The 14,790-nt window shown below is 40.8% G+C and carries 12 protein-coding genes; 10 read left to right on the forward strand and 2 right to left on the reverse strand.

Translation table 11 applies throughout. The features are described 5' to 3' along the window. Positions 1-56 precede the first annotated feature (56 nt). Positions 57-1,508, forward strand: a complete 1,452-nt coding sequence (locus PQR79_RS01355; protein WP_238106154.1) for an alpha/beta hydrolase — start codon at positions 57-59, stop codon at positions 1,506-1,508. A 47-nt stretch (positions 1,509-1,555) separates the two neighbouring features. Here the strand turns inward: PQR79_RS01355 and PQR79_RS01360 are convergent, their stop codons facing one another. Continuing rightward, a complete protein-coding gene (locus PQR79_RS01360; RefSeq protein ID WP_238104893.1) occupies positions 1,556-2,461 on the reverse strand; it encodes a substrate-binding domain-containing protein in 906 nt (301 codons plus the stop codon). 205 nt (positions 2,462-2,666) lie between these two features. Between PQR79_RS01360 and PQR79_RS01365 the strand changes: the two genes are divergently transcribed. From PQR79_RS01365 to PQR79_RS01395, 7 genes are all read left to right on the forward strand, one after another. Then, entirely contained in the window at positions 2,667-4,115 is a 1,449-nt protein-coding gene (locus PQR79_RS01365; RefSeq protein ID WP_238104891.1) for a sigma-54-dependent transcriptional regulator, read from the forward strand. 283 nt (positions 4,116-4,398) lie between these two features. Continuing rightward, the gene (locus tag PQR79_RS01370; RefSeq protein WP_274408358.1) at positions 4,399-6,288 is read left to right on the forward strand and encodes a TonB-dependent receptor plug domain-containing protein; all 1,890 of its coding nucleotides are present in this window, start codon (positions 4,399-4,401) and stop codon (positions 6,286-6,288) included. A gap of 3 nt (positions 6,289-6,291) precedes the next feature. Beyond that, positions 6,292-7,707, forward strand: coding sequence for an ATP-binding cassette domain-containing protein (locus tag PQR79_RS01375; protein WP_238104887.1), 1,416 nt, complete (start codon positions 6,292-6,294; stop codon positions 7,705-7,707). A 2-nt stretch (positions 7,708-7,709) separates the two neighbouring features. Continuing rightward, on the forward strand, positions 7,710-8,417 hold the full coding sequence (locus PQR79_RS01380) for an energy-coupling factor transporter transmembrane component T (protein WP_238106153.1): 708 nt from the start codon (positions 7,710-7,712) through the stop codon (positions 8,415-8,417). Between the two features lie 25 nt (positions 8,418-8,442). Next, positions 8,443-8,988 (forward strand): core component of ECF transporter, encoded by a 546-nt coding sequence (locus PQR79_RS01385; RefSeq protein ID WP_238104885.1) that lies wholly within the window; start codon positions 8,443-8,445, stop codon positions 8,986-8,988. Then, positions 8,985-9,779 carry a DNA-binding protein gene (locus tag PQR79_RS01390; protein ID WP_238104883.1) on the forward strand — a complete coding sequence of 265 codons (795 nt, stop codon included), beginning with the start codon at positions 8,985-8,987 and terminating at the stop codon, positions 9,777-9,779. Before PQR79_RS01385 ends, PQR79_RS01390 begins: the two co-directional genes overlap by 4 nt. A 15-nt stretch (positions 9,780-9,794) precedes the next feature. Further along, positions 9,795-10,100, forward strand: a complete 306-nt coding sequence (locus PQR79_RS01395; RefSeq protein WP_238104881.1) for a hypothetical protein — start codon at positions 9,795-9,797, stop codon at positions 10,098-10,100. A gap of 119 nt (positions 10,101-10,219) precedes the next feature. On the opposite strand, the gene PQR79_RS01400 is transcribed toward PQR79_RS01395, so the two are convergent. Continuing rightward, the gene (locus PQR79_RS01400; RefSeq protein WP_238104879.1) at positions 10,220-12,385 is read right to left on the reverse strand and encodes a diguanylate cyclase; all 2,166 of its coding nucleotides are present in this window, start codon (positions 12,383-12,385) and stop codon (positions 10,220-10,222) included. A gap of 352 nt (positions 12,386-12,737) precedes the next feature. On the opposite strand from PQR79_RS01400, the gene PQR79_RS01405 reads away from it, so the two are divergent. Beyond that, positions 12,738-13,004 carry a DUF4212 domain-containing protein gene (locus PQR79_RS01405; RefSeq protein ID WP_188921825.1) on the forward strand — a complete coding sequence of 89 codons (267 nt, stop codon included), beginning with the start codon at positions 12,738-12,740 and terminating at the stop codon, positions 13,002-13,004. A gap of 11 nt (positions 13,005-13,015) precedes the next feature. After that, positions 13,016-14,734 (forward strand): sodium:solute symporter family protein, encoded by a 1,719-nt coding sequence (locus PQR79_RS01410; RefSeq protein ID WP_238104877.1) that lies wholly within the window; start codon positions 13,016-13,018, stop codon positions 14,732-14,734. The last annotated feature ends 56 nt before the right edge of the window (positions 14,735-14,790 follow it).

A 14,790-nucleotide genomic window follows, 5' to 3' on the forward strand; every position in this document is an offset into this window, starting at 1 on the left:
TGAATAGTCATTGTTACAAAAGACATAGTTTACGATCATCATTGGTTAAGGTAAAAATGCGTGCGATTGTCATAGGTTCTACAAAACACCTGCTGTTTGCCTGTTTTTATGCGGCATTAGGGATTGGTGTGGCTATTTTGATCACTGCCGTGTGGCTATTAAATGATCGGCCTAATTTATCTTTATGGCACACCACTCATCTTACTTCAGAATATCATCAACAGTCAGGTTTAGCTGATTTTAGTCAATACCTTAAATTAGAAGATAAATTGTTTGCAGAGGTTGAACGCAAAATATATCGTCAATATCAGCCTCGTTTATCATCACCTTTGAACCGCTATGAACGCCACAGTATGTCCGATCCTGCTTTATGGCAGCAAAACTGGAACCGGTCTTTCGAATGGCCTAATACTGATGCCGAATTTGGTTTATTATTACTTCACGGTATGTCTGACTCTCCTTATGCCATCTCACATATCGCTGAGCATTATCAACATCAAGCGCACATTGTCGGTTTACGTTTACCAGGCCATGGCACGATACCTTCAGGGCTCACCAATATTACTTGGCCTGATTTAGCCGGTGCTGTGGCGTTGGCAACTGAGCATTTATCTCAAACCTTAGCGGGTAAACCAGTATATGTGGTGGGGTTTTCTACCGGGGCGGCATTAGCGTTAAATCATGAGCTAGAAAATATTAGTTTACATAAGCCCCCCGCATTTGCCGGGATGATATTTTTATCGCCAGCGGTGGGGTTGGCTCCAATTGCGGCTGGAGCGTATTGGCAAGCTAAGTTAGGTGGTTTGCTAGGCCAAGACAAGCTGTATTGGAACAGTATTCAGACCGAATATGATCCATTTAAATATTTATCTTTTGCGGTCAATGCCGGTGATGTGGTTTATCAGCTGACTCAGCGCAATCAAACATTAATGACACAATTATCACCAGAGCAGATGCGGTTAATTCCACCTATGCTGACATTTCAATCTGTGGTTGATAATACAGTGTCTTCACTTGCAGTGGTAAAACAGCTTTATCAGTTACTGCCTGAGTCCCAAGGACACGAATTAGTGCTATTTGATGTCAACCGTGTACGCAGTCATAATTATTTACTCATTCAAGATCCATTAGCTGAATTTGCCCCTTTTTGGCTGACAAACCCGTTGCCTTATCGGTTAAGTCTTATTGAAAATAGCCCTCATAATGAGCCATATGTCCGAGTACGAGAGCTTAGCCATAAATTACCCGTTGAAGAAGTTGTTGAGTTAGGGTTAACGTGGCCTGCTGAGGTTTATTCGTTATCACATGTGGCGCTACCGTTTCCAATTGAAGACCCATTGTACGGACCACTCGCAAATGAAAACAAAGACATCATACAAATTGGCCGGGGAATATATCAGGGTGAACGGGGCATTTACAGCGTAACGGCTGCAGATATGTTACGCCAAAAATGGAACCCATTTTACCCTTATATGATGAGTCGGATTGATGCGTTTACAGCACAATGATGTGAATGTTTACCTGGCTTATTATTACTGGATTTTGGTGCGGTTAATTATTGGCCTCGCCAGATAATTTGGCCGCTTTCAACCAGCTTATAGCCTGACAGTAGCTGGGCTAATTGTGCTGTTTGTGGCTGTTTTAATAGTGTTAATAATGCCTGTAATTGACGTCTAAAAAAGATACTTTGCGACATAACAAAGTCAAAAGACTCAGTAAGAAGAGGAATAAAGTATAAGCCACTTTCTTTTGCAACGGCTTCACAACCAAAACCGATATCCGCATTATTACGGGCAATATATCCGGCAAGTTCTCGTTCAGAGTTTGCTGTTGCGGTGAATTGTAAATCATCAACGTGAGTATTATGAGACATCAACCAATTTTCTAGGTGTTGTTGGCTCCCAGCCCCTTTTTGACGGGATACCCAACGCAGCGGCTGCTTTGGAATATCGATATTGTCGTTAAATAACTCGGCCATTTCTTGTCGAACCATTAATCCTTGATGGCGCTCATAACCACTGACCATTATCCATTGTTGGTGGTTTGGAAAGCTTGCTAATAATGAAAATATACTGTCGCGATCATCATTGATACTCTCCCAGTGAATACTGCAGACATCGGCATAACCGCGAGACAATAACTCTAAACCTAATGTTGAGCCTGTAGCGCTGTAACTGATGATTTTTTGATGTTCACTTTTAGCCATTAATTGTGCGACCAACATCGACAACAAAGGGTCGTCACTGCCAGTGATGTGCATTCTGTCAGAGAGCATTCCACTATGGCAAGAGTCCATTAACCAGCGGTCTATCAATACTTTAGGAAATAACCATTTCCCCGTTACTTTTGTGGCTGGCAGGATGTGGTGATTTGCCATTGAGTAGACTTTCTTTTCATTTAAATCGAGATATTCTGCGACTTGTTTGGTGTTCATGTAAATGATGTTTGATTCAATAGGCATATAATTCTCATTAGGATGTTCATGAAACCCAATCTTTATTTATTGTAAGGTGAGTTTAACGCTTTGAAAATCTTCTTGTTAAAAAACTGAGCCAACAGAACTAATTTTTATTTTTTACGTTGTGTTTAAAAGTGGTATTAGCGATCATAGAACCTAATATGACCCGTTTAAGGGAAGGGGATGACTGACACTAAGGTACATTGTTATGAGTGTTGAGCAAATACACTGTGTAAAACCTGAGCAAGCGGTATTAGTGATAGAGCCTGATCTGTCTATTTGGCAGGCATTATCTTCACTATTGAAGCGCTATTTCGGTTTAGTGGAACTTGCTCGTAATGTTGAACATGCCTCAGCGCTGTTTCAGCGGTTCAACTTTAATCTATGTATTATCGAGTTAAGTGTTGTTGATGAGTTTCAATCCTTGTTCCCTGATGTTAATCAAAGTGTTAACTCAGATACTAGCGCGACACAATTGAACAAAGTTAACGATCCATTACAGATTAACGCCACGGTAAAGTCGCCATATTTAGCCTTTCCTCAACAATTTATTGTCATTAGCCCGTCGCTGAAATCTGAAGATATTTTATATGCTATGCGCAAAGGCGCCTGTGATTTCATTGCAAAACCGATTGATGCAACTGAGGTGAATGCGGTGATTTCTCGTTGGTTACTTCAACGGTCATCAGTGGTTAATACTTCTATCGTTGATACCTTAGATACCCAGACAAATAGTCCCAATAGCGCATTTTCAGTACTGATTGGTGACAGTGTCGCCATTAAACAGGTAAAGAAAACATTAAACATCATCAGCTCTACTGGTAATGCATTATTACTTGAAGGGGAGGTGGGAACGGGTAAAAAATTGGCGATGTCTCAATTACAGCAATCATTATGTTCACCCAGTGATTTAATGATGATTGATTGTCGCGCCCCGAGTGAACTCGATGCGAAAAAGATCGGTTTGTATTGTGCCAACACCTTACAAACAACCTGGTTAGTGTTTAACCATATTGCTGAATTGCCGATGGACAAGCAAGTTGAGTTACTCATCGCATTAGACTCAATAAAGTTAAATGGTTATCAGCATGTTAGGTTGGTCAGTATGAGTTCAACAAGACTATTCACTCAGGTACAAAAAGGTGAATTTTTAGTTGAGTTGTACTATCGCCTTGCTGAGTTTATTGTTGCGTTACCACCATTGCGCCAACGCGCTGAAGACATTGTCATGCTGACGAAATATTTCATTAATCGCTGTTTAATACAGCACAATACCGATCGTAAAGCATTGTTAAATGATTATTCAAAGTGGGGCGTCTCAGATTTTCAATGTTTAACTGATTATGATTGGCCGGGGAATATTCAGGAACTAAAAAATACCATTGAACAATGTTTATTACTCAAAGTTGCGCCTAAGGATTACTTTCAGCAATTACCCGCAACGCCCAATCTTATAGGCGCTAATCAAGTTGACACACCACACAGTAGCCTCGGACAACATTACCTCCCTATAGACTGGGATTTAAAGTGTATTGAGAAGGCGCATATCATCCGAGTGATTGAGCATTATGACGGTAATAAAGTGCTTGCCGCTGAACATTTAGGCGTGTCCCGTAAAACGGTAGACCGTAAAGTGAAAGAGTGGGAACGCGATTAGTTATATTTTATTCGCGTAAATTCGAAGACTCCTTTAGTTTTACTTTTGGACAAATTGTCCATTTCTGTTTTTTTTATTTCCTTTTAAGTGATTTTTGTTGCCTCAGTTATAGTTTTTGTTAATCAAGCTTGAGCTTAATTGAGGCCATCGGCAAGAATACTCGCACTCATAATTGGACCTTCAGAAAACAGGAAGATGTTGCCCCGTGAATCAAATTAACCTTTCGCGCACACCCTTACGTGTTTCCCTTATATCGCTTGCGATCTTCGCTAGCTTTAGCACTATGGCTGATGATATTGAACGAGATCCTCTATTAAAAATTCAAGAAGTCATTGTTGTAAAGGGTCAAAGTGCATCTGCAGTTGAATCATCAATGACTCACTGGAGTCTATCAAGAGCTGACATTGAAGCTTCAGGCGCAAAAAGCTTAGATAAAGTGTTGAAAAATGTGCCCGGGATATACGTGCGAGTCGGCGGCCAAGGTACACCAAGGGTGGATATTCGTGGCTTTAAAGCGAGGCATGTGATTTATTTAATCAATGGTGTACCAGCCAATGGTGCAGAAGATGGTCAATTTGATCCTAGTGTTGTTCCTACCGCATTAATTGAGTCTATTGAAGTGTCTGTTGGACCATCATCGGTTCTATATGGCCCAGGTGGGGCTGGTGGTGTGATTAACATCATTACTCGTGAAGGCGACATGGAAGCGAATGTTTCAGGTAACCTCGAGTTTTCTGAAAATGATACCACTAATGGCAACATAAACGTTGCTGGCAGCAGCAGTAACTGGCAAGGCTTTATGAGTTATAACCATCAAGAGACGGATGGTTTTCCAATGTCATCAGATTATGATGATACTGATGAGCAAACTGGTGATACCCGTTTAAATGCGGATAAAACCTTAGATAATGTGTATGCACAAGGCAGTTACTTTGTGTCTGATGACACAATGATAACGGGTAATATTGACTACAATTCAGCAAGCTGGGGTAAGCCAAGTTCTGACGGAACGGGTTCAAATAAAGTGAAATATGAACGCGTTGATGATTTTGATAGCCTGATATTGCAACTCGGTTTTGCGCATAAATTTTCACCGTCGCTGGTATTCCGTGGTTTCGGTTATCATAACGAGAGCAAAACCTTGGATGTCTCATACAAGAGCAGTGATTATGAAGACATTAAGTCGAGTGAAGACAGCACTTCTACAGTTCAAGGTGCTAACCTGCAATTGGTAAAAGATTTTTTTGATTATGGCATATTAACAACCTCGATTATTAGTGAAGATCAACGCTGGGAGTCGACCAGTATTACCTCGGGTTCTGACACAAGTGAGCAATTTGATAAAGATGCTTGGTTACATACGTTAGCAGCAGAGTATCAGTATCAGAGTGATGATCTTTATGGCATCACCTTAGGCTTAGCGGCTCATAATCATCAGCAAGACCAAGGTGATGATGATAATTACTCAGGGCAATTATCAGGTTACTGGAATGTCGCTGATAGCAGTAAAGTGCATGCCGGTATTGCCCGAAAAGTTCGTTTCCCTTCATTAACGAACCTGTATTCGCAATCTTCAGGTAATGAATCATTATCCCCAGAAGAGTCTGCACATGTCGAATTAGGTCTTAAACAGGACTTAGGCTACCAAACCGAATTCGATGTAACAGGTTTCTACACTGAAGCAAATGATTATATTGCCAAAGATGACGACAGTGTTTATCAAAACTTAGGCGACTATAAATTTAAAGGTGTCGATTTATCGATTAAAAATCAATATTTTGATGATTTGTTGTTGACGGTTTCTTATAGCTATTTGGACTCTGAAGCATTAGATGACGACAATATTAGCGAGCTTGAGTATCGACCAAAACATCAATATCGATTCCAAGGCCAATATCAATTTGATATTGGATTGAAAGTGAACCTTGATATTGAGCACATTACAGATCAAACCTTCTATACCAGTGAGAAAGTCAGCGGTGTCACCGTGTCGGTGCAGAACGAATTGGACAGTTATACCCTCATCGATCTTAACCTTTCACAGCCTATTATGGGTGATAATTTAGCCGCTTATATCAGAGCGACAAACTTATTAGATGAAAATTATTATCAAAGTGAAGCACTGCCTCAAGCCGGTCGACAAGTGTTTGTGGGTATTAACTGGCAGCTTTAACTCATGACGTTACTGGCATTGCATCAGGTTGAACTGCAACAGGTTGATTCAACTTATTTGTATCAGAACCTTAATCTCCAGATTAATCCTGGAGAATGCCACTGTATTATCGGTGCGACCGGGTGTGGTAAAACAACCTTGTTACAGCTGATGGCAATGCCAAATCAATTTAATTATCAAGGGCAAATATCCCACAGTCCTGAGCTCATTATTGGCATGATTATGCAGGACCCACATGTGCAATTGGTGAGGGAGACAATCGGGGCTGAAGTTGCATTTGGGCTTGAAAATTTGTCTGTTCCTGCTGCTGATATGTTGCCGTTAGTTGAACAGGCGTTAGCAAAAGTAGGGTTAGCCTTGCCGCTCAACACCGCTGTGAGTCATCTCTCTTTAGGGCAAAAGTATCGTCTGATGCTGGCTGCTCAATTGGTATTTGAACCTAACTTGATGTTAATCGATGAACCCTGGGCGCAACTTGACAATCAAGGTATTAACGAGCTTTGTAAGGTGTTAACAGACTTATTGGCGGCCGGAGTCAGTGTTGTGATAGTGGAGCACAATACAGCACCATTTAGTGAAATTATTGATTTTCAATGGCAATTGGCCTTAGGCGAACTGCTCCCCGCAACTCAAGCGTTACAAGCAAGTGACCCGGTTGCCGATAACATCAGTCGTCATTCTGCCTCCTTATCTTTAAGCGATAACATGCCAGTGAATATGACTCAGCTGCAACATTCTAATGACCCCAATGTTGTGCAACGCAATTGTTTACTGACCCTGTCAAATTTGACCATTAGGTATGCTAATCAAATGGCAACACTGCACATCAATGAAACGGTGAGTCTACATTCAGGTGATATTGTGGGTTTATTTGGTGAAAATGGTTGCGGTAAAACCAGTTTACTTAATCAAATTGTTGGTGTGAGCAATGAGTATAAAGGCCATATTTCGCTATTCGGTAAAACGCCTAAATTGGGAATATTTGGGGCGAATTTAGGTTTTTTAATGCAAAGACCGTCAAGGCAACTTTTTGAAATGACGGTACTGCAAGAGCTTGAATTTAGCCTTAAGCGATTTGGTTTACCTTTATCTAATGCGCAAGAGATATTAACGCAATTAGCGTTAACGCCTTTAGCATCTCATTCGCCGCATAAATTGTCTTATGGGCAACAACACCTCGTGGCATTGGCATCAGTGCTGTGCATAAAACCTAAAATCTTATTATTAGATGATCCTTTTGCTGGATTAGATAATCATTATTTTCCACTGGTGATTAATGCTTTAAAACACTTTTCTGAAAATGGCGGAGCAATTGTTTTTTCAAGTCATCGCCCCATATTGTCTTCACTACTGAGTAAGTGTTGGCTTATTGAGCAGCAACACCTTACTGAACACTGTGTGTTAAAAAGAGCGTCATAGTGATGATAGATTTAAAATCAGCCAAGCCTGACAAATACACATTAACTGACGTAACGCCTGTGGATAATGCATTAAACGACGCTATTTTGCGTTCAAAGCAAAAGCTAATCTTATGCAGCGGTGCCATTGTTTTCAGTATTGTTTTATCAATGAGTGCCTTTTTAGTGTTACAACAACACCTAGGTTACTTATTGCTCATCAATATTTGCCTGCTGGTTCATGCATGGCTTTGCCAAGCTAAACTCGCCCCGTTAATCAAACTATTTATGCTCCAATCACTGGTGACCATCGGTCTGTACGTCTTGCTTTATGGTCAGGAGCGATTATTTGAAGCGGTCATTGTGGTCACTCGAATCATACTGGTGATGTTACCGAGCTGGTGGCTTGCAAGTACACAATCGAGCCATCAAATCAGTCAGGTACTCAGTTTATTGCTGCCGACAAAATGGGCGTTTGTGGTGACGACATCAATAAAAGTATTACCATTTATTGGTCAAGAAGCGCGAGACATTTACCATATCCAATGCTTACGTGGTGCCCGTATTACCCCTAAGGCATTAATGAATCCTATCAATTGGTTTGAGCTGGTTAAATGTGTTTTATTTCCCTTGCTTATTCAATTATTAAGTTTGTCAAAACACATTGCACATTCTGCAAACCAACGACATTTCGATAAATCATCAACTCACACACATTGGCCGTTAAACTAGCGTTATGACATTAAGGTACTCGTAAATGAATTCGAGATTTAATTTACACCATTCTTTGTTTATTGGTTTTTGTGCAACATTACTTGTGGTGATAAAAAGTATGTTGCGGATGAAGCTAGGCTTTTCTGGGCATTCAATGTTTTTAATGAGTGTTTTTTATTTAGTGTGCTATGGCGCCACCAATAAGGTTGGCAGTATGACGTTATGTGGACTGTTGGCGGGCATGTTAGCGATGATTTTAGGGGTTGGCAAAGGCGGGGTATTCATCTTATTAAAGTTTACCTTACCCGCAATCGCAATGGATATCGGCTTATTGTTTATCGCGACGCTATTCTCACTTAGGGTAAGACTGATTTTATTGGCCTCAATAGGCTCAGTTGCCTGGGCTCTTAAGTCTGGTGTGCAAGATATTTTACTGGGCATGGACATCAATATTGTCTTAATCCAATTTGGGATTAACTGCCTAAGCGGCGGTGCATTTGCTGTGTTAGGTGCATTATTAGTACCGCTGATTTTAAAGCGTTTAGATGCGCATGATTTACTTATTAAAAATGGGATGCGAGATAAATGACAACAACCTGGTTAATTTGTATTGACGATACTGATGATATTGGCACCAAGGGCACTGGTGAAATAGCCGAGGAGATAATGCATCTTATTGAGGCTAAGTCTGCTTTGAGTTCTGTCAATAAGCAGGGGGGCAATCGTGCCACTTGGGTAACACGGCATCAGTTATTTGTGCATCCAGATATTCCATACACTTCTCATAATAGCGCAATGTGTTTTGAGCTGGAATCTGATTTAACGTTAGATCAAATCAAACAGTTATGCATTGTACATTTAGTGGCAGAGAGTGCAGCGGTAGCCGATCCAGGTTTAGCGATTGTTGATAAACACTCATTAAGCGCTGACGATTGTCAAAAGCTTATTTGCTTTGGCGTTGATGCTAAACAGAGGGTTAAGTCTCAACATGATGCATACCAACTGGCTAAAACCGTTAATGTTGATTTATCTGAACATGGTGGTAGCGGGCAAGGCGTGATTGGTGCTTTAGCGGGCATTGGCTTACGTTTATCGGGCAATGATGGCAGGTTAAAGGGCCAAGTCTCAGTGGGATTATCTGCAGCGGTCCCGTCAGTATTACTAAGTGTTGAGCACATCACCGAGCATTGTGGCCTTGATGGTGTTATGGATGTTAATGGGCATATGCTCGAAGGTCACGAACAAATTTTATTGAGTGGTAAGGTTAAAGCCGTGTTCCATCGACATTTATTTTTGTTGTTGGTGCATCAAGTACCAGAGCCACAAACGGGTGCGCTGCAATGGTGTAATGCGTTAAGACAACAGTTGAAAAAATATTGAGCATGGAGGCATGCAATGAAGCGAAGCAATCACAGTCTACTTCAAGAGTTTGATGACTCAATCATGACGCCGTGGTTTACTTATGTGCCTGCGATTCAAAGTTCTACTGTTGCGGCTGGACGTTGGATATTTCGTTTTGACAATAATCATTTACTTCAATCTCGTCAGGCCGCTAAGGTTTGCCAATATTTTATCGAAGATGATGAAGATGAGATGATTGACGATGTATTGCTAAGTTGTTTTAACTGTATGCAACGGCGCTGGTTAGTTGATGGGTTTGAATGTGTTGGCTTACCAGTAAACAAGCCATTAGCCGAATAATTGAGCCTATCGATTAGGCTCAACCCTGTGCTTTTATCGTTTATATAAGGCTTTGTTTGTGCAGAACAGTTTGTTTTTCTGGGCAATAAAACGCTTTTTGTTGAGTTCGCTTTTAGCCATTACTCCGTGATGATATCAATCACGGTTCTATTGCGCCCGTCTTGTTTAGCTTGATATAGATTATCATCTGCCACTTTAATCCACTTGTCTAAATCATTAGCATAATCAGCATTAGCGGTAATGGCACCAATACTGACGGAGACGTTGAATTCGCGCTTGTCTTCAGGTGAGGTGAACTTTTGTTCAGACACGGCTTCTCTAAAGCTATTAAGGTGGTGCTTAATGTGCAATGCGTTACTCAATGGCAATATTAATAAGAACTCTTCTCCACCATAACGGGCCACAATATCAATATCTCGCTTAAAATATTTTTGTAATAACTGAGAGAAAATACGTAAACATTCGTCACCTGCTAAATGGCCATAGTTATCGTTTATATCTTTAAATAAGTCTAAATCTAACACGACTACGGTTAGGGCTTGTTCGCTGCGCATGCAAAAGTCGAGCACTTCGTTAAATTTATTTTCAGCATAACGGCGGTTAAATAAGCCTGTGAGAGGATCTCTGTCGACTAACTCTTTAAGTTTACGGTTAGCATTTTCTAATTCTTCAGTGCGTTTGGCGACGGTTTCTTCTAATTGAACTTGATTGTCAATCAACTGCTGTTTACTGGCGGCTAATCGTTGGTACAAATTAAACACTTCTTTAGGAGAGTTTTCATCAATACTGGGCACTTTTGTCGTGCCCGTTGCTGATGTACTGAACTGATCTGCTACCACCTCGAGCGGCACAGTTAATAGTGCGCTGAGTTTTCTGGAAATGTAAAAAGTACAAATCAGTGAAATAAGTAACATAAGAAAACTGCTAAACATTTGTTCTTCAGCCAACTTAAGTAAAGGTGAGAATTCTTTTAAAATATAAACGGTCCAGCCATTATCCAGTGTTTTATGGGCATAGATGTATTCTGGCACAATCGAATCTGGCTGTTTAATATTGAGTAATTCAAGGCTGGTTCGGTATACACCATCATTGACAGTAAAATTAAACGGTGACAACGCGGTTAATCCGAGACTTTCAGACGCATAAATAATTTGATTTTGCTCATCGACCATGACCACCGACTCATCGTCGGAATATTCATTGTTTTGGTCTACATGGGAGAAGTGACTTAAATCTAACGATCCTTCAACAATACCCGCTGTCGTTGTGTGCTGAAGATTGGTATAGAAGGGCGCACTCATGGCTATGATCGCATCATTACCAAAACCTCGTCCTAAAAATACTGATGACACAAATAGTCGGTGATTGTAAAACGATTCAATGAAATAGTCGCGGTCTTTAATATTAATGTTAACTTGAGCATCGATATTGATTAAGCGTGACGCGGGGCTCGCTGCAATAATATCTGCGCGAGGATCTGCTATTAGCATACTGATGAAACCTGGGTAGCTTTCGTGCAAATTAACCAGCATCTTTTGCCATTGATTAGGGTCATCCGCCACGATAGTGAGTTGCTTTGCCGCATTATTAATCACGGTTTTGTGGCTTTGTAAGTAATTTTGAGCTGATGTTGCTAAATGGGAAACCGCGTCATTGATGTTTTGTTTCAACATGGCTTGTTGGCGTTCTAAAAAATAATAATTAAATATTAATGCCGAAAACAATAGGGTAAGTGTCACCATAAGGGTGAAAAAATATGTTAATTGAGCACTCAACATACGCCGATGACGGTCTTTAACTTTACCTTTAAAAAACCATAATTTAGGTATGGCTAAAATGAGTAGTGAGGCTAGGCTGGTATACACTAATCCATTTACGCCTTGTTTAGCGATAATAAAACCTAAATGCGAAGAAGGGATATCCATAATAAAGGTGACATACAAGTACACCAAAGGCGCACCGATTATGAGCCAATAAGCGGCATCAGCATATAAAGCATAGATATCTAACCGCCGAGCATAACCTAAAAATAACGCTTCAAGCCCGAAAAATAAGTAAACATGAGGGCTGTCCCAGTTGATCATTAACCCTGTCGACGCAAACATGGCGGTTAACAATGCATACCAAGGTCCAAGTAATACGGCGGCAATGACCGTCACGGTATTTCCCAGCACAAATTGCACATTGGCGAAAAACTGAATGGGATAACAGTTGATGAGTAGACCTGCAATACCTAGAACAATAGAAAACAGCAGGTGTTGTTTGTTAATGCTGGAAAGCTTCAAAAAGTAATCCTTATTGATTTTATTATAAAAACCATCACGGCAATTCAATACTTATCTCAAGAAACTGATGAGATTTCAATGTAAACCCCAATTTATATTGTGTTCTTTTGTGGCATAAAAGCCAACTTATCATGGCAGAACGTCGGATTTTTGTTCGACCTTGGTCTAAGCCAGTTTAAGCACTTTAATTAAATCCCTCAATAAAAATTCATGTAAGCTTCTGATAAACAGTTGTTTTATTTGTTTTGTTTATATTTTTTCGAAAAAGGTACGACTAAGGTCTTGATTGTGGTGCTGCCATGAGTTGCTAAATTAACAATGACTTTACAAAAACTAGCACAGGGGAGTCGCAATGAGTTTTGAAAATAACGATAAGGCAGCGGGTTATTGGCGTGAGAATTTACGTCTAGTACTTAGTTTGCTTGCAATTTGGGCTGCAGTGTCATTTGGCTGCGGTATTTTATTAGTTGATGTACTTAACGAAATCACATTTATGGGATTCAAACTGGGGTTTTGGTTTGCGCAGCAGGGTGCAATGTATGTATTCGTGGCGCTGATTTTTGTTTATGTAGCGAAAGCTAATGCATTAGACAAAAAATACAATGTTCAGGAAGACTAAGGGGCACTACGATGGATGTTCAAACACTCACTTATTTAATTGTCGGCGCCACTTTTGCGCTGTACATCGGGATCGCCATTTGGTCTCGTGCAGGTTCTACTAAAGAGTTTTATGTTGCTGGTGGCGGTGTTCACCCAGTGATGAACGGCATGGCAACTGCGGCAGACTGGATGTCTGCGGCATCATTTATTTCGTTAGCAGGTATTGTGTCATTTGTTGGTTATGACGGTTCAGTGTATTTAATGGGCTGGACTGGCGGTTATGTATTACTTGCTTTGTGTATGGCGCCTTATCTACGTAAGTTTGGTAAGTTTACCGTGCCAGACTTTATTGGTGACCGATATTATTCGCAAACGGCCCGTACCGTTGCGGTAATTTGTGCCATCTTCATTTGTTTTACCTACATTGCAGGTCAAATGCGTGGGGTTGGTGTGGTGTTCTCTCGCTTCTTAGAAGTCGAGGTGGAAACTGGCGTATACATAGGTATGGCGGTGGTGTTCTTTTATGCGGTATTAGGTGGCATGAAAGGGATTACCTACACTCAGGTAGCGCAATATTGTGTATTGATTTTTGCCTTTATGGTGCCAGCTATCTTTATTTCGGTCATGATGACGGGTCATATTTTACCTCAAATCGGGTTTGGTGCTGAGCTCATTGATGCCGCGGGTAACGGTACCGGGGTGTACTTACTCGATAAGCTCGATGGTTTATCTGCCGAGTTAGGCTTCTCCCAATACACCGAAGGTTCTAAAGACATGATCGATGTGTTCTTTATTACGGGTGCATTGATGTTTGGTACTGCTGGTTTACCACACGTAATCGTGCGTTTCTTTACAGTACCTAAAGTAAAAGATGCGCGTGTATCAGCGGGTTGGGCTTTAGTATTTATTGCAATTATGTATACCACTGTTCCTGCTCTATCTGCGTTTTCGCGAGTCAATATGATTGAGACCATTAATGGTCCTGATTCTACTGGTGTGCCTTATGAAACCGCACCTACTTGGATTAAAAACTGGGAAAAAACCGGTTTAATTAAGTGGGAAGATAAAAACAATGATGGCAACATTTTTTACACCAGCGGTGAAAAAAATGAAATGAACATCGACCGTGATATCATGGTACTTGCTACCCCAGAAATTGCTTCGCTACCAGCGTGGGTTATTGCCCTTGTTGCTGCGGGTGGTTTAGCGGCGGCATTATCAACATCAGCAGGTTTATTGTTAGTTATCTCAACATCGGTATCGCACGATTTACTCAAGAAAAACTTAATGCCTGACATCTCTGATCAAAAAGAGTTGATGTACGCCCGTATTGCTGCTGCATTAGGCGTGGTAATGGCCGGTTACTTTGGTATTAATCCACCAGGCTTTGTGGCTGCGGTGGTCGCGATTGCATTCGGTTTAGCAGCGGCGTCATTGTTCCCTGCTATTATCATGGGCATTTTCTCTAAAACCATGAACAAAGAAGGCGCTATTGCCGGTATGGTGATTGGTTTATTATCTACTGCCAGTTACATTGCTTACTTTAAGTTTATCAATCCAGCAGCTAATTCATCTGACAATTGGTTCTTAGGTATTTCACCTGAAGGTTTTGGTATGGTGGGCATGTTTATTAACTTTGGTGTGGCATTTGCGGTCAGTAAAGTCACCACAAAAATCCCTGATGAAATTGTGGCTATGGTAGAGTCTATCCGTTTCCCTAAAGGGGCTGGCGAAGCACACGACCATTAATCATAGTGCTTGATTATTAAGCTAAATTTACAAGAGCGCTTCGGCGCTCTTTTTGT

Origin of the sequence: Shewanella metallivivens (genome assembly GCF_028750675.1) — a bacterium.
GTDB classification, from domain to species: Bacteria; Pseudomonadota; Gammaproteobacteria; order Enterobacterales; family Shewanellaceae; genus Shewanella; species Shewanella metallivivens.

Bases quoted from the DNA above. Each gene is read 5' to 3' on its own strand.
- PQR79_RS01355 (WP_238106154.1), top strand. From the start codon at position 57: ATGCGTGCGATTGTCATAGGTTCTACAAAACACCTGCTGTTTGCCTGT.
- PQR79_RS01360 (WP_238104893.1), bottom strand. From the start codon at position 2,461: ATGCCTATTGAATCAAACATCATTTACATGAACACCAAACAAGTCGCA.
- PQR79_RS01365 (WP_238104891.1), top strand. From the start codon at position 2,667: ATGAGTGTTGAGCAAATACACTGTGTAAAACCTGAGCAAGCGGTATTA.
- PQR79_RS01370 (WP_274408358.1), top strand. From the start codon at position 4,399: ATGGCTGATGATATTGAACGAGATCCTCTATTAAAAATTCAAGAAGTC.
- PQR79_RS01375 (WP_238104887.1), top strand. From the start codon at position 6,292: ATGACGTTACTGGCATTGCATCAGGTTGAACTGCAACAGGTTGATTCA.
- PQR79_RS01380 (WP_238106153.1), top strand. From the start codon at position 7,710: ATGATAGATTTAAAATCAGCCAAGCCTGACAAATACACATTAACTGAC.
- PQR79_RS01385 (WP_238104885.1), top strand. From the start codon at position 8,443: ATGAATTCGAGATTTAATTTACACCATTCTTTGTTTATTGGTTTTTGT.
- PQR79_RS01390 (WP_238104883.1), top strand. From the start codon at position 8,985: ATGACAACAACCTGGTTAATTTGTATTGACGATACTGATGATATTGGC.
- PQR79_RS01395 (WP_238104881.1), top strand. From the start codon at position 9,795: ATGAAGCGAAGCAATCACAGTCTACTTCAAGAGTTTGATGACTCAATC.
- PQR79_RS01405 (WP_188921825.1), top strand. From the start codon at position 12,738: ATGAGTTTTGAAAATAACGATAAGGCAGCGGGTTATTGGCGTGAGAAT.
- PQR79_RS01410 (WP_238104877.1), top strand. From the start codon at position 13,016: ATGGATGTTCAAACACTCACTTATTTAATTGTCGGCGCCACTTTTGCG.